Annotated in this window: 19 protein-coding genes; 4 read left to right on the top strand and 15 right to left on the bottom strand. The window is 64.4% G+C overall.

Going from position 1 to position 17,910, the window contains the following annotated elements:
• Nucleotides 1-152 precede the first annotated feature (152 nt).
• From R2669_RS01295 to R2669_RS01275, 5 genes are all read right to left on the bottom strand, one after another.
• Entirely contained in the window at nt 153-620 is a 468-nt protein-coding gene (locus tag R2669_RS01295) for an Hpt domain-containing protein (protein ID WP_316891202.1), read from the bottom strand.
• Nucleotides 621-712: 92 nt separating this feature from the next.
• Complete coding sequence (locus R2669_RS01290; protein WP_316898104.1) at nt 713-3,808, bottom strand: efflux RND transporter permease subunit; 3,096 nt, start codon at nt 3,806-3,808, stop codon at nt 713-715.
• A gap of 2 nt (nt 3,809-3,810) precedes the next feature.
• The gene (locus R2669_RS01285) at nt 3,811-4,959 is read right to left on the bottom strand and encodes an efflux RND transporter periplasmic adaptor subunit (RefSeq protein ID WP_316898102.1); all 1,149 of its coding nucleotides are present in this window, start codon (nt 4,957-4,959) and stop codon (nt 3,811-3,813) included.
• 4 nt (nt 4,960-4,963) lie between these two features.
• Nucleotides 4,964-6,334 carry a TolC family protein gene (locus tag R2669_RS01280; RefSeq protein WP_316898100.1) on the bottom strand — a complete coding sequence of 457 codons (1,371 nt, stop codon included), beginning with the start codon at nt 6,332-6,334 and terminating at the stop codon, nt 4,964-4,966.
• A gap of 158 nt (nt 6,335-6,492) precedes the next feature.
• Complete coding sequence (locus tag R2669_RS01275) at nt 6,493-6,897, bottom strand: MerR family transcriptional regulator (protein WP_316898099.1); 405 nt, start codon at nt 6,895-6,897, stop codon at nt 6,493-6,495.
• 97 nt (nt 6,898-6,994) lie between these two features.
• Here R2669_RS01275 and R2669_RS01270 point away from each other — a divergent pair, with 97 nt between their 5' ends.
• Nucleotides 6,995-7,417: a death domain-containing protein gene (locus R2669_RS01270; protein WP_316898098.1), complete on the top strand. Its 423-nt coding sequence runs from the start codon at nt 6,995-6,997 to the stop codon at nt 7,415-7,417.
• Between the two features lie 13 nt (nt 7,418-7,430).
• Here R2669_RS01270 and R2669_RS01265 read toward each other — a convergent pair whose 3' ends face one another.
• The 8 genes from R2669_RS01265 to R2669_RS01230 form a co-directional block, all read right to left on the bottom strand.
• Complete coding sequence (locus R2669_RS01265) at nt 7,431-7,847, bottom strand: BON domain-containing protein (protein WP_316898096.1); 417 nt, start codon at nt 7,845-7,847, stop codon at nt 7,431-7,433.
• Between the two features lie 61 nt (nt 7,848-7,908).
• Nucleotides 7,909-8,379: a DoxX family protein gene (locus tag R2669_RS01260; protein WP_316898095.1), complete on the bottom strand. Its 471-nt coding sequence runs from the start codon at nt 8,377-8,379 to the stop codon at nt 7,909-7,911.
• Nucleotides 8,376-9,134, bottom strand: a complete 759-nt coding sequence (locus R2669_RS01255; protein ID WP_316898093.1) for an HvfC/BufC family peptide modification chaperone — start codon at nt 9,132-9,134, stop codon at nt 8,376-8,378. Before R2669_RS01255 ends, R2669_RS01260 begins: the two co-directional genes overlap by 4 nt.
• Nucleotides 9,121-9,987, bottom strand: a complete 867-nt coding sequence (gene bufB, locus R2669_RS01250) for an MNIO family bufferin maturase (protein WP_316898091.1) — start codon at nt 9,985-9,987, stop codon at nt 9,121-9,123. The genes R2669_RS01255 and bufB overlap by 14 nt, the downstream gene beginning before the upstream one ends.
• Nucleotides 9,988-10,009: 22 nt before the next feature.
• A complete protein-coding gene (locus R2669_RS01245; RefSeq protein ID WP_063394404.1) occupies nt 10,010-10,276 on the bottom strand; it encodes a BufA1 family periplasmic bufferin-type metallophore in 267 nt (88 codons plus the stop codon).
• 230 nt (nt 10,277-10,506) lie between these two features.
• The gene (locus R2669_RS01240) at nt 10,507-11,037 is read right to left on the bottom strand and encodes a DNA-binding protein (RefSeq protein ID WP_147217470.1); all 531 of its coding nucleotides are present in this window, start codon (nt 11,035-11,037) and stop codon (nt 10,507-10,509) included.
• A gap of 122 nt (nt 11,038-11,159) precedes the next feature.
• Complete coding sequence (locus tag R2669_RS01235; RefSeq protein ID WP_147217468.1) at nt 11,160-11,420, bottom strand: H-NS family nucleoid-associated regulatory protein; 261 nt, start codon at nt 11,418-11,420, stop codon at nt 11,160-11,162.
• Between the two features lie 156 nt (nt 11,421-11,576).
• On the bottom strand, nt 11,577-12,479 hold the full coding sequence (locus tag R2669_RS01230) for a DMT family transporter (protein WP_147217467.1): 903 nt from the start codon (nt 12,477-12,479) through the stop codon (nt 11,577-11,579).
• A gap of 134 nt (nt 12,480-12,613) precedes the next feature.
• Between R2669_RS01230 and R2669_RS01225 the strand changes: the two genes are divergently transcribed.
• Entirely contained in the window at nt 12,614-13,066 is a 453-nt protein-coding gene (locus R2669_RS01225; protein WP_147217465.1) for an Lrp/AsnC family transcriptional regulator, read from the top strand.
• 11 nt (nt 13,067-13,077) lie between these two features.
• Here the strand turns inward: R2669_RS01225 and R2669_RS01220 are convergent, their stop codons facing one another.
• Nucleotides 13,078-14,253 (bottom strand): cystathionine beta-lyase, encoded by a 1,176-nt coding sequence (locus R2669_RS01220; RefSeq protein ID WP_316898088.1) that lies wholly within the window; start codon nt 14,251-14,253, stop codon nt 13,078-13,080.
• Nucleotides 14,254-14,363: 110 nt separating this feature from the next.
• On the opposite strand from R2669_RS01220, the gene R2669_RS01215 reads away from it, so the two are divergent.
• On the top strand, nt 14,364-14,840 hold the full coding sequence (locus tag R2669_RS01215; protein ID WP_316898086.1) for an Lrp/AsnC family transcriptional regulator: 477 nt from the start codon (nt 14,364-14,366) through the stop codon (nt 14,838-14,840).
• A 144-nt stretch (nt 14,841-14,984) separates the two neighbouring features.
• Nucleotides 14,985-16,715 (top strand): gamma-glutamyltransferase, encoded by a 1,731-nt coding sequence (gene ggt, locus R2669_RS01210; protein ID WP_316898085.1) that lies wholly within the window; start codon nt 14,985-14,987, stop codon nt 16,713-16,715.
• 79 nt (nt 16,716-16,794) lie between these two features.
• Here the strand turns inward: ggt and R2669_RS01205 are convergent, their stop codons facing one another.
• Nucleotides 16,795-17,868, bottom strand: coding sequence for a 4-hydroxyphenylpyruvate dioxygenase family protein (locus R2669_RS01205; RefSeq protein ID WP_316898084.1), 1,074 nt, complete (start codon nt 17,866-17,868; stop codon nt 16,795-16,797).
• Nucleotides 17,869-17,910 lie beyond the last annotated feature (42 nt).

Below are 17,910 nucleotides of genomic sequence, written 5' to 3'. Positions count from 1 at the left end.
GTGCGCCGACGTTGCCCGCGAAAGATAGTGGGGCAGCCTGTTCTAGATCAATAGTTGTAGTCACCCGTTGTATTGCGAATTACGCAAAATACAACCGAATTGCTTAATTTATGTGACTGTCAACATAAATGGCCCGGGGGGGATGTTGGTGTTCAGTCGATGGCCGGCCAAGGACAGCCGTTTGCCTGCCGGCGGAATTCGTCGGCGAGAGCGCGCAGGGAGGTGAGGGCCGATTGCATGTCCTCCGCGCGTTGCCGATACGGCCCGGCGCTCTGCGCAGCGCGCTCGATGCAGCGGGCGGCATCGCCAATCGCCTGATGGCCGAGCATGCGCGCCGAACCCACGATGCGGTGCGCCGCTTCAACGATCTGTGTGTCGTCGCCGCCGCGGATGGCGTTCTCCAGGTTGGCGAGATCCTGTTCCACCGTCTCGCAAAACAGATCGACGATAAAACGCCACTGCTGCAGATCGGTGCCAAACAGCTCGGTGAGCGTCGTGACGACTTGCGGGGGAAATTGTGCGGCGACGTTGGCGGATACGTTGGGCGTGGGGTGCATTGCGGCGGTGCGTGCGATGAGAATCAAAGACGCACTCTGCTCGCCTCGTCCACGCCTCACCATGAGATTGGTCCGATTCTGGTGTGAGCCCAAATGAAAACGGGCGCGCCGCCGGTAAAGCGGTGCGCCCGTTGTCCGTTGAGTACGCGTGGGGCTTAAGGCAGCATGGCCGCCGTCGGATTGACGTCCGAATCGCGCGATGGCGGACGGCGATGGCGGTGTGCCCACGTGAAGACCACCGGCAGCACCAGCAGCGTGAGGATCGTCGTCGTCACCATGCCGCCGACGATCACCAATGCCAGCGGGCGCTGCGCTTCCGAGCCGATGCTGTGCGACAGCGCTGCTGGCAGCAGACCGAGCCCCGCCAGCATGGCCGTCATGATGACCGGGCGCAGGCGTAGCGCGGCACCGTCGACGGTGGCTTCCCGCACGTTCTCGGATTGCGCCAGGCGATTGACGTACGAGATCAGAATCACCCCGTCCTGGATGGCAATCCCGAACAACGAGAGGAAGCCGATGCCCGCCGAAATTGACAGCGTCTCATGCGCGATATGCAGCGCCAGCAGCCCGCCGATAGCCGCAAACGGCACATTCAGCACGACCATCAGCGCATCCTTGAAGTTGCCGAACGTGCTGTACAGCAGCAGGAAGATCACGAGGATGGTCAACGGCACGATCACCATGAGCTTGCCTTGTGCGACCTTCATCTCGTTGAACTGGCCGTCCCACTTGACGGTGTAGCCCTCAGGCAGCTGCACGCTGTCGCCGACCACGTGCTGTGCTTCTTCCACTGCGCTGCCGAGGTCGCGGCCGCGCACGCCGAACTTGATGGCGATGTAGCGCTTTCCGAGTTCACGGTAGATGAAGAACGGACCATCGGTCATTTCCACCTTGGCGATCATCGACAGCGGCACGTGCTGGCCATCGGGCGTGTCGATCAGCAGTTCGCGGATGGCGTCGTAAGACGCACGTGCCTGCTGATTCAGGCGCACCGCCAGGCCGAACGACTTTTCGCCTTCCAGGATCTGCGTGACCGGCGCGCCGCCAATGGCGTATTGCACGAGGTTCTGCACGTCGCTCACGTTGATGTTGAAGCGCGCAGCCGCCTGGCGGTCGATCGCAACGTTCAGCGTCGGCTGGCCCAGCTCGCGGAAGATGCCCACGTCCACCAGGCCCGAGACCTTCTTGAGCTGCGCCTGGATTTCGTTGGCCTTGGCTTCGAGCACGTTGAGGTCGTTGCCGAACAGCTTGACCGAGTTTTCACCCTTCACGCCTGACAGCGCTTCATCCACGTTGTCCTGGATGTACTGCGAGAAGTTGTATTCGATGCCCGGGATCTTCTCCAGATGCTTGGATAGCCGTTCGACGAGTTGCTCCTTCGTCATGCCGGCAGGCCATTGGTCGGGCGGTGCGAAATACAGGCCGTATTCCTGGTTGAACACGCCCGTGGAGTCGGTGCCGTCGTCCGGGCGGCCGATCTGCACCGAAACCTGCTTGATTTCCGGCTGCTTGACGAAGTACGCGCGCAGGTCGCTCGCGACGGACGCCGAGTAATCGAGGTCGACCGTATTGGGCAGCGTGATGCGTAGCCACAGGTTGTTTTCTTCGAGCGTGGGGAGGAACTCCGTGCCGAGGAACGTGGCGCTGTACAGCGTCAGCAACAGTGCCGTGATGGCCGTGGCAAAGACGGCCATCGGCCGCGCGATCAGCTTGCGCAGCAGGGGCTTGTACCAGCGCAGGATCGCCGTGATGAACGCCGGCGAATGCGGATGCAGCGTCTTGCCGAAAACGAACGACGTGGTAGCCGGCACGAACGTCAGGCTCAGCACGATCGACGCCATCAGCGCAAAGCCCATCGTGAACGCCATTGGCTTGAAGATGATGCCCTCCACACCGCCGATGAAGAACAGCGGCGAGTACGCCACGATGATGATGCCGGTGGAAAAGATCATCGCGCGCTGCACTTCGCTGGTCGCCTTGACGATGGCGTCATCCAGCTTCTCGGCACCTTCTTCCAGGTGCCGCATGATGTTTTCCATCACGATCACGGCCGCATCGACAATCACCCCAAAGTCGATCGCCCCGAGCGAGATCAAATTGGCCGGCACATGGAAGTGCTCCATGCTGATGAACGACACGCACAGCGCCAGCGGAATCACCGCCGCCACCACGGCCGCCGCCCGGAAGTTGCCCAGGAAGACGAACAACACTGCCAGCACGAGGGAGATGCCCACCACCAGCGTGTGTTCGACCGTGCCCATGGTGATGTCGAGCAACACCTGGCGGTCATAGAACGGCTTGATCTGAACGCTCTTGGGCAGGATGCCGTTGTTCAGCTCCGCCACCTTCTCGCGCACCTTGGCGAGCACCTCGCTTGCGTTGGCGTCGCGCTTGAGCAGCACGATGCCTTCGACCACGTCGGGCTGGTCGTTGTATTGCACCTGGCCCAGGCGCTGCACGTTGCCGACTTCCACCTCGGCAATATCGCGCACGCGCACCGGCACGCCGTTGTTGGCGGCCACAACCACGTTGCGAATGTCGTCCACCGTCTGCAGCAGGCCGACGCCGCGCACGACGAACTGCTGCTCGCCGTCGCGCAGCAGGTTGCCGCCGGTGTTGTTGTTGGCGTTGCCGATGGCCGTGATGAGCTGCGACAGCGTGATGCCGTACGACTGCAGCTTCGCGGGCGACGGCACGATGTGATACTCCTTCACCTTGCCGCCGAAGGAGCTGACATCCGCCACGCCCTGCACATGCTTCAACTCTTTGGTGATGTCGTAGTCCTGGTAGCTCTTGAGCGTGGTGAGGTCCACGCCGTCGCCCACGAGGCGAAAGCGCATGATCTCGCCCGTGGCGTCCGAGTCGGGGCTCAGCGACGGCTGCACGCCCGTCGGCAGGTTGGCTGCGGCGACGTATTGCGCGAAGTTCTGCCGCGCCTTGAAGCTGTCGGTGCCTTCCTTGAACTTGAGCGTCACGACCGACAGGCCGAACAGCGATACCGAACGGAACGACTGCACATCGGGCACGCCGGCCAGCGCGTTTTCGATCGGGATGGTGATCTGCTGTTCGACTTCGGTCGTGCTGCGGCCCGGCCATTGCGTGATGGCCTGCACCGACAGCGGCGCCACGCCCGGATACGCCTGCAGCGGCAGTTCGCGGAAGGACAGCACGCCGGCCACCAGCAGCGCGATCGCCAGGAAGACGATCAGCAGCCGGCGCTTGAGGATGCCCGCGATGGGGTTGAAGCCCATGCCTACGCTCCTGCCTTGACGATCATCTCGTTGAGCAGCGCGGCGCCGCGCACCACCACCTGCGACGACGCCTCAAGCCCGGCCGTCACGGCAAAGTTGCCGTCGGTGCCGGTGTCCTTGCCGTGCACTTCCACGCGTTTGAAGTGCGTGGCATCGCTCTGGACGATCACGAAGTAGCTGCCGTGGTCTTTCACCAAGGCGGATTTTGGGACCACCGTGGCCTGGCCGCTGCCCGTCTGGATACGCGCCGTGGCGTACATCTCGGGGCGCAGCAGGCCGTCGGGGTTGGGCACGTCGCAGCGCACCGTCAACGTGTGCGTGGCCGGGTCGATGTTCGGGGCGATAAAGCTCACGCGGCCCGTGAACTCGCGGTCCGGATACGCCGATGTGTGCAGCGAGATCGGCTGGCCGATGCGCACGCTGGCGATGTCGTTTTCATACACGTTGCCTGTGAACCACAGCACACGCGTATCGACGATGCTCATGAACGAGTCGCCCACGTTCAGGAAGGCGCCCGGATCCATGTTGCGCTTGACGATCGTGCCCGAGATGGGCGCGCGCAGCGTCAGGTGTTCAGCGGGGGTGCCGCGCTTGGCGATCTGCGCGACATCGGCATCGGACATGCCCAGCACGTGCAGGCGGCCCGCGGCGGACTGCACCGTGGCGTCGGCATCGTCCTGCAGATCCTTCATGTTGGAACCCTTGAGCTGGCGAGCCGTATTCAGCGCCAGCAGGTATTCCTTCTGCGCGGAGATGAAATCCGGCGCGTACAGCTGGGCAATCGGCTGTCCCTCGCGCACGTGCGCACCTTCGAACAGGAGGATCTGGTCCAGCCGCCCAGCCACGCGCGCCGAGGCCAGCTTGGTGCGTTCGGCGTTGTAGGCGAGCTTGCCCGGCGTGGACAGCTCCACCGGCACCGCTTGCTGGCCCACCTGTGCGACCTTCACCTGCTGCGGGTCGAAGCCGCCGGCCGGAATTTCAACGGCGTCGGGTTTCGGACGCGACGCGGCAGCCGGCGCAGAGGCCGGACTTGCCGCAGGTTTCGCGGTCTCGGCCGGCACGGCGGCAGGCCACTTGCGTCCGACGACCACGCCCGCAGCCAGTGCTGCGGCCAAGGCGATGACTGCAACAACGGGAGAGAACTTCTTCATGATGTTATTGAGCTTGAACCGGCGAGCGGCCGGTGGCCGCGAGCAGCGCGTGATAGGCCTGCAAGGCCGTGGCCTGTGCCTGCGCGACCGACAGTTCGGCGTTCTTGAGCGCGCCCTGTGCCGTGAGCAGGTCGTTGAAATCGGCGTTGTTGCTGGCGTAGTTGGTCATCGTGACGCGATACGCCGCCAGCGCCTGCGGCAATTGCCGCTGCTTGTTGAAGTCGAGCTGCGCAAGCGTCTGGCGCAGCGTGTTGTAGGCGGTATCGACCGCCAATAACGTCTGCTGGCGCACCGACACGTCATTCGCCTCGGTGGCAATCTGGCTTTCCACCGCCTGGTTCACGCCGTACTTTTCCTTGGTCAGGAACCAGAACGGAATGATCACGTCCAGCTCGATCTGGTAGCTGTTCGGGCGCACGCCATATGGCGGGTTGTCGGTGGTGACGGTGGCGATGACCTGGAAATCGGGCAGATAGGCCTTGCGCGCCAGCGTCACGCTCTTGCGCGCGGCGTCCATCAGCTCGGCCGATGCCTTGATCGACGGATGCTCGCGCAGCGCCTGGTTTTCCAGCTCGGGCAGCGGTTCCTCCGGCAGGTGCACGGACTCGTCGTCAGCGCGCAGCACGAGCGGGAAGCTCGGCTCCTTGCCGATGAGCGTGTTCAGTGTCTGGAGCGTGGTGTCGTACTGGCGCTGTGCGGCGAACAGGTCGTTCTGCGCGCTGCTCTGCATGACCTGCGCGTTGAGGAAGTCGGCGTAGGCGGCGGCGTTGTTGGCGTAGCGCACACGCGTGATCTGCTTGACCTGTTCCAGGCGCGTGATGGTCAGCTTCTGTACGTCGATCTGTTTCTGCAGCGCGATCGCCTGGTAGTACGTGGTGGAAAGCTGCGCGTAGAGCTGCAGGTACAGCGCGTCGTTTTGCGCGTTCAGCGATTCCGCCTGGCGATCGGCAATCTCGGCGGCCAGCGCTTTCTTGCCCGGAAACGGAATCTGCTGCGTCAGGTTGTACTGGCTGCCGCCTGCACGGTTGATCGCCAGCGGGAACCCCTTGGGGATGCTGTTCCAGATGTAGCCGAGCTGCGGGTTGTTGGGCGACGCAAGCTGCGGGGGAATCGACTTGGCAGAGAGATAGTTATGGCGTGCCTGGATCAGCTGCGGGTTATTGCCTTTCAGCTCCTGCAACAGTTCGACCAGGTTGAAGCCGGCACCCGTTACGCCGGGCACGGAAGGCTTGATCGGCGGCATGGTGGCGACCGGCATGCTCGCCGCAGCCAGGGCCGATGCCGGCGTGGCTGCCCAGGCAGCGGCAAATGGCAGGCAGGCCACCGCGCACAGCACGGCCCTTACCCGTGGATGGAACGCACCCGGATGTTTCACTGCAGCAGACTCCCCTTGAGACGGGAGCGTTTTTACCGACGCGATCTTTCAAGCGCCTTTCACGACTCGGCAAGCCGTCAGGGTGTTAGAAAAACGCGCAAAAACGCGCCCAGCGGCGGCAGTCTGCGACAGTTGTATGACAAGACATGGCGGGCGTCTCAGGCTGGCGCAAGGGGGCATGGCATGCCGACGCGAGCAGCCAGTGCATCGCGCGTGGCCTGCAAGCTGGCGATGCGGACATCGATGGCGGCAAGTTTCTCCCGCAGCAATGCCGTAACGGCGGCGTCGATGTCGGGTTGCTGCCACACCTGCGCCATCCCTTCGCCAATCTCTGCCAGCGTGAACCCCAATTGCTGCGCGGTGCGCACGTATTGCACCAGTTCCACAGTTTCGGGCGGGTACGCACGGTAACCGTTGCTCCGGCGCCGCGCGCGGATTAGGCCGCGTGCTTCGTAAAAGCGCAGGCCATCCCGCGAGACGCCGGTGGCGGCGGCCAGGTCGCCGATGGAAATATCGCCGGTGCGCGCATTGGAAGCGGAATTGGAAGCGGGAAGGGCAGGCATGGTGGTTTGGAGGGCTGGGAACGCCGAAGGCTTGACCTTGGAGCGTACACCAAGCTTTACCGTGGCGGCTCCTTCACTTCACTTCTGGAGTTTCCCCATGGTTTCCGAATCGACCTTCCTGCGTATCGTGCGGGCCAGCGCCTGGTATGACCTGATCGTGACCGCCCCGTTTGCGACGCCGTGGACGTTCGCGCTGTTGCATCAGGCGCTCAGCGCATTGGCGCATGCGCTGGGCATCGGCAGCTTGCCGGCATTTGAGCCGACGCATCTGCTGATGGCCAATCTGATGGGGTCGGTGGTGTGCGTGTGGTCGGTGCTGCGTCTCCGACAGGCGAGTGTGGCGCTCGGCCGGTACGACGCCGTGGCGCGCTGGCTGTTTGCGACGTGGCAGGCATACGCACTGGCATCGGGCGCTACGCTGCTGGTGGTGCCGTTCCTGATCGCGGAGGTTGGCTTCGGGCTGCTGCAATCGCTGCCCGTGGGCCGCGTGCCCGGGCGAGCAGGCGCGCGGGCAGCGTAACCGCGTGCGCGGTTTAGCGCGCGGCGGGGGCGCTGGCGGGTGCCTCGGGCGGCAAGCCGGCCGGGATGTACGGGCCGCCGCCCAGCACCTGCATGCGCGACAGCACGCGCAGCTGGTTGTCGAGCTTGGCCGCGTCAACAAAGCGTTTGACGTCGTCGCCGGCGCGCCGGGCCATCTCGGGCGTATCGACCCAGCCTGTCAGCGTCACCTTGCCGTCGGGGCTGGAGCGGATGCGGATCTGGCGTGTGCTGAGCGCGGTGTCCTGATCCAGCGCCGCCTTGACCTGGTACGACAGCAGCGAGTCGTCGAGCATGTGCGCGCCGGTGCTGTTCGGGCTATCGCCCCACGCGCAAGCCGTAAGCAATGCTGCGGCGCCAATTGCAGCCAACACACCGGCCGAGGCTGCGAAGGACAACTGAGGAAAGCGCATCGATGCTCCTGAAGAGAGGGCGACAAGCCGACATCATAAGCCCGCCGCCCACCCAATCTGCTTAACGCGTGCGACCCTGCCAGAGCGTCTGCGCCGCCAGCCAACCCGGTCCCACCGTTGCCACGAGCGCAATCAGCACGCCCCACACAAAATGAAATTCGATGGCCGATGCCGACAGATTGGCCCAGTACGACACGGCCGCCACCACGTTGACGAAGAACAGCCCGGTAGCCGCCAGCCGCGGCACGATGCCGGCCAGCATCAGAGAAGGGAAAACCAGTTCGCCGAACGTGCCGAGCGCTGCTGCCAGTGCGGGCGGCAACAGCGGCACCTTGTATTCCTCGGTGAAGAGCAGCACCGTCGTGTCCCAGTCGTGCAGCTTGGTCAGGCCGGAGCGGAAGAACACGTAAAAGAGATACGCCCGGGCGATCAACAGGATGACCGAACACAGCGTGCTTTGCGGACCGGCAAGCCGATCGAACGACGCGCGCAGGCGCGTAAGCGGGGCAAACGTCGTGGTGAGGGTGTTCATGGCGTGTCTCCAGTAGACGAGGTTGTTGGGCAGGCAGACAGTGCGAGCAGCCCCGAGCGATAGAGGCCGGACAGGCATGCAGTCAGATCAAAATCCGGCCGCTCGGCTAACGTGGTTTCGAGCGCCGCTTGAAGCGAAGTCTCAGCTTCGCAAGCGGCGAGGAACGTGGCGGTCGCAGGATCAAGATCGAGCACGGCAACGCGATGCCCGCGCACGGCAATCGCCGCGGCTTCTCCCACCCCAAGATTGATTTCATTGAGCGCGATGGTTGCGTCAGCCTGGTGCGCGCGCCAGATCGACACGACCGGCCACCGCGACGCCACCCACTGCGCACCGTTGGCCAGGCTTGCGCAGATGGTGTCTGCAGGCTGCGCGAGCAGCGTGGCGTCAGGGGCTTCAACGTGTGCGTCCGGGGCGTAATGCGCCCAATGCACGCACCATTCCAGTCGCGCCACATCGGCCAGATAGGGCACGCTCTGCGCCAATGGCGATTGCGCAATGACGTCCGGCAACGCATTCCCGTAGCGATGCAAATTCGGGGACGTAGATGCCTGCGCGGTCAGCGTGTCGCGCGCGAGCGCATCAAAGCAGTCGTCGCCGACGAGCGCGCGGCAGACGGGGTAGGCCCCCGCCAATGCGTTGCGCAGAATGGCCAGACGCGCGTTGCGGTAGATGGCGATGCCGCGCGTTTCAGCGTCGCTTACAGAATGCGTCAGTGCGCCGACGAGGTGCGCTTCCCAGTCACGCAGTCGCATGGCGCGGCTCCCGCATGACGTGGGCGTGGCGATTGAGTACCGCCTGGGCGCGTGCCACTTCGTCCAGCAACACCTGCACGGGCGGCAGTTCAGCGTCCCATTCGATCAGGGTCGGGCGCGGGCCGTGCTTGGCAATCCACGCGTCGTACAACGCCCAGACGGGCGCATGGACGGGCGCGCTGTGCGTGTCGATCAGCATGCCGTCTTCCACGCTGAAGCCGGCCAGGTGAATCTCGCCGACCAGCGTTGGGTCGATGTCGGCGAGCACCGATTCGACGGTCACGCCGTGGTTGACGCTGTTGACGTACAGATTGTTCAGGTCCAGCAAGATGCCGCAGCCCGTGCGCCGGGCGAGGGCGGTCAGGAATGCACCTTCGGAGACGGCGTCGTCGGCATCGACCAGCGTGCGGCAGTCGATGTATGCAGCGATGTTCTCGATCAGCAGCGGCCGCTTGAGGATGTCCTGTGCGCGCATGACGTTGGCGCAGACGATGCCGAGCGATTCGCTTGAATAGGGCAGCGGCAGCAGATCGTTGACGACCTGTGCGCCGCTGCGGTTGAAGCACAGGTGCTCGGAAATCGCGGCAGGCGCAACGGCGTCCGCCAGCGCAGCGATGGCGCGAACGTGTTCGACGTCCAGCCCATCTGCGTTGCCGAGCCCCATGCCCACGCCGTGCAGGCTCACCGGCTGGCGCTCTCGCGCGGCCAGCAGCGCTGCACGTGCGGGGCCGCCATACAGATAGTTCTCGCTGTGCACTTCCGCCCACGGGAAGCGCGCTTCCCCGTGCAGCAGGGCGGGAAAGTGCGGTGCGCGCAGGCCTGCGCCGGCGCAGGTTGGCAGAGCGGTCTGCATGGCGGTCACCCGGCGTCGCGCGTTACTTCGACGGAGCCTGCATCGTGCCGCCCATCTGCGCGCAGGTGCCGGCCGGCACGTACTTCCACGACATCGGGTCTTTGTCGATCTTCGACTGGCCTGCGCAGGCGTGGGCGCTGCCGGGGCTGGCGCAATCGTTCTGGCCGGCCTTGGCCACGCCGTAGCACTTTTCCTTGCCGGCAGCGTCGGCGGCCTGCACCGGCGTCGACAGTGCGCCGAGTGCGAGCAGGCTACCCAGGGCGGCGGCGATCATGGCGTGTTGTTTCATGTGTGTTCTCCTTGATTGAACAGGTGTCGTTGAACGGCTGGCAGGGCGAAATCCCTCGCCGTACGGTTCACTGCGGCATCGCGCAGAGGTGTTCCGTGCACCTTCGTCGGCGCATGGCAACGTTCCTGACACGGAGAACAGAAATTTTTTCGAGTTTTTTTGGAGGCAGGTAAATCGGCAACAAAAAAGGCGACCCGGATGGGGCCGCCTTCAGGTCGAGCAGGAAAGATTTACTTGGCGTGCGCAGCGCGGGTGCGGGCTGCCTTCTTGGCGGCAGCGGATCGGCCGGCCGCGCCCTTGGTGGCGGCGCCCTTCTTGGCCGCCGCCGAGCGCTCGCTGCTCGATCGCTTCGAAGCCGCGCTATGCGCCTGCTTGGACAGCGACGACTTGGACGCCGCCGAATGGCCTTCCTTCTTCAGCGTGCGCGTCGTGGTCTTGCTGCGTTTGGCCGTGGATTCCTTGCTCGCGCTGGCGTGGCTGCTTTTCTTGCCGCCAGTCTTGCTCCCGGCCTTGACGTCGTGTTCTGCCTTCTTGCGGGTGGCGGCCGACGCCTTGCCTTCCCCCGGCGGCTTGACGGCAACGCCAGAGCGGCGCGCCTTGGACAGTCCGATCGCAATGGCCTGCTTGGTGTTTTTCGCACCGTGCTTGCCTTCGCGGATGTGATCCATCTCTTCCTTCACGAAGTTGCCTGCCTGCGTTGAGGCGGCCTTGCCGTGGCGCTTGTCGGCGCGCGCACGTTCTACGGTCTTGCGTTCCGGCATGATGACGTCCTCCGTTGGGTTGGAGCGCCGGCCGGCAATGCAGTGGAACAACTCGCAGATCAGCAAACCGGCAGCGCTTACGCCAACAACCACGCAACCGGCGTACCTGCGCTGTCTGCGCGTCAGCCCACGCGGAAATGCTCGATGCTCTGTCCGGCGTTGACGGCGCGTTGCAGCCAGTCCGGCATGTCGCCCGAGCCGTCCCAGTGTTGGCCGTCGGCGCTCATGTAGACGGGGCCGAGGGGTGCGGGCGGCGGCGGTGGCGCGTCAAAGCAGCCATGCGCCTGCAGGTCTTCGACAGACAGGCCGTACATCTGCATTTGTTCCAGGATCCAGGCGATCGCGGTTTCGCGACCCGGCGCCGGCGGGTGACCTTCCTTCATCTTGTGCGTATCTTTGGGGTTTCTGTCCGCCGGCTGCCAAAGGGGGAGAGAGGCAGGCGCAGGGCGCGCCGGGCGCCGGCGGAAAACGCACAAGAATAACAGCAGTTGGGCCGCCCATTCGTGTTGCCGGTGGGGCGGCCTATTGCGCGTATTGCGTTATTTGGAGACGGCGGATTCGCTCCGCGCGCGCAGCCACCGATATGGCGACCACCCCAGATTCATACCAGCCGCCGCCAGCAGGATCGCCGCCGCGCCCAGGAATTGCGCCAGTTGCAATCGATGTCCGAACGCAACCATGTCCACGGCGATCGCAACGATCGGATAAATGAACGACAGCGACCCCGTCAGATGTGTCGGCAGCCGCTGGATGGCGCCATAGAGCAGGATGTACATCAACCCCGTATGCACCACGCCCACGGTGACCAGCATCACCCACGCATGGGCATCGGCTGGCGGATGCGACAGGTTGGCCAGCGGCGCCAGCATCAGCACGCCCACGCACACCTGGATGAGCGCGATCAGATGCGGCGGCGTTCCGGCCAGCTTCTTGATCAACAGCGCGGCCACCGCGTAGGCAAACGCCGCGCCCAGCGCCATCGCAATGCCCGTCAGGTAATCCGTCCCAGCGCTGGCGGCCGGTCCCACCTGCACGATCAGCACCACGCCGATGAAGGCGATGGCCAGCCAGGTGAGCTTGGCTGCCGTCAGCTTTTCCGACAGAAACAGCGCGCCCAGCCCGACGAGCATGAAAGGCTGCGTGTTGTACACCGCCGTGGCAATCGAGATGGACGCGCGCGGATACGCCGCAAACAACAGCAGCCAGTTGATGACGATGGCCACGCCGCCCAGCGCGGCAATGCCGGCGCGCCGCCACGTGATCGCGCCGCGCAGCAGCCCCAGCCCTGCGCATACCACCAGCAGCGTCAGCGCGCCGAACACGCAGCGCCAGAACACAACGTCGGCCACGGGCTGGCCGGAGCGGACGACGAACCAGCCGATCGTCCCGGAAATGATCATGGCGGAGGTCATCTCGACCGTGCCGCGCGCCTTATTGTTCATGCGAACCACCTTGTGCGTTGGATGCAAGAAGGATCGCATGCGAATAGGGCGACTTCCATTGCTTTTCTAAGGCAAAATTCACGTTGTTTTTCATGAAATAAGGCGAAATGCCTCAACCGATTGCGGAAGAGAAAATGAACGCGATTGACGCCCTGGACAAGCGCATTCTTGACGTCCTGTTGACCGATTCCCGCATCTCGCTCAAGCAGCTGGCCGAGCAGGTGGGGCTGTCGTCCCCGAGCGTGTCGGAGCGCCTGCGCCGGCTGGAAGAACGCGGCGTGATCCGCAATTACACCGTCGACATCGACCCGACTGCGCTGGGCTACACGCTGCAGGCCATCGTGCGCGTGCGGCCCATGCCGGGCAAGCTGCATATCGTGCAGCAGCTAATCGAAGAGATTCCGGAGATCGGCGAATGCGACAAGGTCACCGGCGAGGATTGCTTCATCGCCCGCCTGTATGTGCGCTCGATCGATCAGCTCGATGAGATTCTCGATCGCGTGGCGTATCACGCCGAAACCAACACCGCCATCGTCAAGGCGCAAACGGTGAAGCGGCGCGCGCCGCCGTTTGCCGCGGTTGACTGACGTGCTGGCGGTTACGCCACGACGGGCTCCTGGATGCCTGCACGGGCCATGGCTTGCCGCAGATCGGCAATCAGGTCTTCCGGTGCTTCCAGCCCGACATTGAGCCGCACCAGGCGGCCGCGGTAGTGGCGGTTCGGCCGCGCCAAGTCCGGATAGGGCATCACGAGGCTGCTGGTGCCGCCCCAGCTCATGCCGATCCGGAACATGCGCAGCGCATCGATGAACGCGTTGACCTGTTCGGCAGAAACGCTTTCCTGGAAGACCACCGAAAACACGCTCGTCGTGCCGGTAAAGTCGCGCTTCCAGAGTTCATGGCCGGGGCAGGACGGGAGCGCCGGATGCAGCACGGTGGCAATGCAGTTCTGCAGATGCAGCCAACGCGCTACCGCCAGCGTGGAGGCTTGCAGGCGCTCCAGCCGCAGCCCCAGCGTTTGCAGGCCACGCAGCGCGAGGCTGCAATCATCGGGCGAGGCGCCCATGCCGAGGTCGGCAAACGCGCTGCCCACGCGCTCGAACATCGCTTCCGAATTGACCGAGACGGAGCCGAGCAACAGGTCGCTGTGGCCGCCCACGTACTTTGTCAGCGCTTGCACGCTGATATCCACGCCGTGCGCGAAGGCATCGAAATACACGCCCGCCGCATAGGTGTTGTCGAGCGCCACCGGCACGCCGCGCGCGTGCGCCGCGGCCACGATGGCCGGCACGTCCTGGATTTCCATCGTGACCGAGCCGGGGCTTTCGGTCCAAACCAGCGCGGTGTTCGCTTGGATGCGCCCCGCGATGCCGGCGCCGATGAGCGGGTCGTAGGTTTCGACTTCGATGCCCATGCGTTTGAGCAGGCCGGCAGCCATGCTGCGATTGGGCCCGTACGCGCTGAACGGCACCAGCGCGTGGCTGCCCGCGCCGCAGCAGGCCAGGTAGACGAGCGCGATGGCAGCCTGCCCGCCCGGGACGATAAAGCTGTGGCGTGCGCGCTCCAGTTGCGCAATCCGCGCCCCCAATTCAATGGCGGTTGGCGTGCCGTACAGGCCGTAGGTATAGCCGTACTGCGCATGGCGCCAATCGTCCACGACCTGCGCTGCGTTGTCGAACAGCACGGTTGAGCCGCGGTAGACGGGCGTCACCAACGAACGAAAGCCGCCAGGAGCGAGCATTTCGGGGCTGACGAGCTGGGATTGCCAATGCATTGGATGGCCTCTGCGAACGAAATGATGACGAAATCCTATGTCACGTCGGCAGAGCAATTTCCGCTATTCTGCCCAGCCAGACGCAAAAATTTCTCGCCACAAGCCTGGCCATGGCCCCTCAGAAATCGCTCGAACTCGACGCCTTCGACATCGCCATCCTGAATGCGGTGCAGCGCTGCTACACCACGCCGCTGCGTGTGATCGGGGAGGAGGTCAATCTATCGACCGCAGCCGTGCAGCGGCGTATCAAGCGGATGGAGGAGGCGGGCATCATCGTCGGCAACGTGGCAGTGGTCGACCCCGAGCGGGTCGGCAAACCCATCACCGTGATCGTCGAGGTGCATGCCGAGCGCACGAATACCGCGGCGATGGTTGCGCTCAAGAAGGCGCTCTGCGGCCCCGAGGTGCAGCAGTGCTACTACGTAACGGGCGAGGCCGATTTCGTCCTGATCCTCAACGTAGCCACGATGACGGAGTACGAAGCCCTCGCGCGACGCCTGTTCGACGACAACGACAACATCAAGTGGTATCGCACGGCCGTGGTGCTCAACCGCGTGAAAGTCGGGCTCGAGGTGCCACTGGGTTAGCGATACGCGCCGTCTCACTGCCGGCGCAATGCGTCAATACGGGGATGAGGCTATAGTGCCCCAGCGCAGCGCCTGATAAGGTTCGCGCGCCATAACACGTACGCTGGCACGACCGGCGTCCATGAAGGTACCAAAGGAGCTCCTATGCAGAATCCCAGAACAGGCATGCGGTGGATCACCGCCGCAATCGCATCGATCAGCATCACGACCGTCGCACATGCGGCGTCTGTCGCCCCCATGGCCGCAGAGAACGGCATGGTCGTCTCGGCACAGCACCTGGCCAGCAAGGTCGGCGTGGAAGTGCTCAAGCGCGGCGGTAACGCGGTCGACGCTGCCGTGGCCGTGGGCTACGCGTTGGCCGTGGTGTATCCGGCCGCGGGCAACCTCGGCGGCGGTGGTTTCATGACCATCCAGCTGGCCGATGGCCGCAAGACCTTCCTCGACTTCCGTGAAGTCGCCCCGAAGGCCGCCACCGCCAACATGTACCTGGACAAGGACGGCAACGTCATCAAGGGCGCATCCACCAAGGGCCATCTGGCCGTGGGTGTGCCGGGCACCGTGTCGGGCATGGAATACGCCCGTCAGAAGTACGGCACCATGCAACGCGCTGCACTGATCGCGCCGTCCATCGCGCTGGCCGAGAAGGGTTTCACCCTCGATCAGGGCGACGTCGACATGCTGCACACGTCCACCAAGGACTTCCAGGAAGACGCCGCATCGGGCGCGATCTTCCTGAACAAGGGCCAGCCGTTCCAGGTGGGCGAGAAGCTCGTCCAGCGCGACCTGGCCAAGACGCTGCGTGAGATCAGCAACAAGGGCACCGACGGCTTCTACAAGGGCTGGGTCGGGCAGGCCATTGCTGCATCGAGCAAGGCCGGTGGTGGCCTCATCACGCAAGAAGACCTCGTCAGCTACAAGACGCGCGAACTGGCGCCGGTCGAGTGCGACTACCGTGGCTACCACGTGGTGTCGGCACCGCCCCCGAGCTCGGGCGGCGTGATCATCTGCGAAATGCTGAACATCCTGGAAGGCTATCCGCTCAAGGACCTGGGCTGGCATTCCGCGCAGGCGACGCATTACCAGATCGAAGCCATGCGCCACGCCTATGTGGACCGCAACAGCTACCTGGGCGATCCGGACTTCGTGAAGAACCCGCTGGACCGCCTGCTGAGCAAGGACTACGCAGCCAAGATCCGTGCCGTGATCGACCCGAAGAAGGCTGGCGTGTCGAAGGACATCAAGCCGGGCGTCGAGCCGCATGAAGGCAGCAACACGACGCACTACTCGATTGCCGACAAGTACGGCAACGCGGTGTCCGTCACGTACACGCTCAACGACTGGTTTGGTGCGAAGGTCACGGCCGCCAAGACGGGCGTGATCCTGAACGACGAGATGGACGACTTCACTGCCAAGGTCGGCGTGCCGAACCTGTACGGCCTGGTGCAGGGCGAGGCCAACTCGATCGCCCCGGGCAAGCGTCCGCTGTCGTCGATGAGCCCGACCATCGTCACCAAGGACGGCAAGCCTGTCATGGTGGTGGGCACGCCGGGCGGCAGCCGCATCATCACCGCCGTCATGCTCACCATGATCAACGCGATCGACTACGGCATGAACGTGCAGGAGGCCGTCGACATGCCGCGCTTCCATCAGCAATGGCTGCCGGATGTGACCAACGTCGAGCCGTATGCGCTGTCCGAAGATACGCGCAAGATCCTGACGTCGATGGGCCATAACCTGGGTGCGCCGCAGCCGGCAAACCATCTGGCGGCGATCATCGTCGGTGCGCCGTCGCTGGGCGGCAAGCCGGTCGGCAACAACCGCTTCTATGGCGCGAATGATCCGCGTCGCAACACGGGGCTGGCAGCTGGTTATTGATCGGCATCGCAGCACCCGCAGTACGAAAAAAAGCCCGCCGAAACTTGGCGGGCTTTTTGTATGCGACGTTTCCCCGGGATCAGGCCGCCGCAGTCAACACCGGCAGATTGCCCTCGCCGAATCCGTGGTGCCCGCGCCGCTGCACGATCTCGAAGAAGATTTCGCCCGGATGGCGCTTGATGAAGGTCTGCAGGAACAGTTTGGGCACGCCGCCGACGATTTCGCCGTCGACCAGGATGCCGTATCGGCGCAGGGCGTCCAGATCCAATCCATGGCCGGGCAGTCGCGCGTCGACGGTGTCGTAGTAGTGCGCGGGTGGCTCGACGAAGGTGAGCCCGTTGGCGGCAAGCGCGGTGGCGGTGCGCAGGATGTCGTCGGTGGCCAGCGCAATGTGCTGCACACCTTCGCCGGGGTGGTCGGGCAGGTAGGCGTGCATGAGGTGCGCGCGGTGCGTGCCTTCTTCATAGAGCGGAATCCGGATCATGCCGCACGACGACACCATCACGCGGGAATCGGCCGCGACGTGCCAGTTGGCGTGCAGTTCGTGGATTTCGCTGAAGCCGAGCTGATTGCGGTAGAAGTCGATCCAATCCTGCAGGCGGCCGGGGCCGACGGTCTGCGTCAGGTGGTCGACGCGCGCCAGGCCGACGCCGGCGTGGTGCCAGTCCTCATACGCGGTAGCCGCATCCAGCGGCCGGAAGTCGATGTCGTAGATGGAGATGTCGCCCAGGCCGCCCCGAGTACCGTGCTTGCCGCGCCAGCGGTCGACAAAATACAGGTGCGTATCGCCCACGCCCTGGATGGCCGGTATTACCAGCTCGCTCGGGCCGATCGGCTCGGCCTCGGCCGGCCATGCGCCCAGTTCGACGGCGCGGTCGTAGGCGTGCTGGGCATCGTCGACGCGGATACCGATGGCGCAGATGCCGACGCCATACTCCTCGGCCCAGCGGTGCGCAAAGGAATCGGCCTCAGCGTTGACGAGGAAGTTCATGTCGCCTTGCCGGTACAACGTGACGTCCTTGCTGACGTGCCGCGCGATGGCCTTGAAGCCCAGCGATGCGAACACTTGGCCGAGCGCTGCCGGCGCTTGCGTGGCGAACTCGATGAACTCCAAGCCGGCGGTCTTGAATGGCAGGTCGGCGTTGCGGCTCATGGTCAAACTCCTGTGGCTGAAGCAAAGAATGCAGACACCGCA

Origin of the sequence: Ralstonia edaphi, assembly GCF_958350185.1 — a bacterium.
Classification (GTDB): domain Bacteria; phylum Pseudomonadota; class Gammaproteobacteria; order Burkholderiales; family Burkholderiaceae; genus Ralstonia; species Ralstonia edaphi.
The sequence above is the reverse complement of the archived record's forward strand: the minus strand, read 5'-3'. Positions and strand labels throughout refer to the sequence as shown.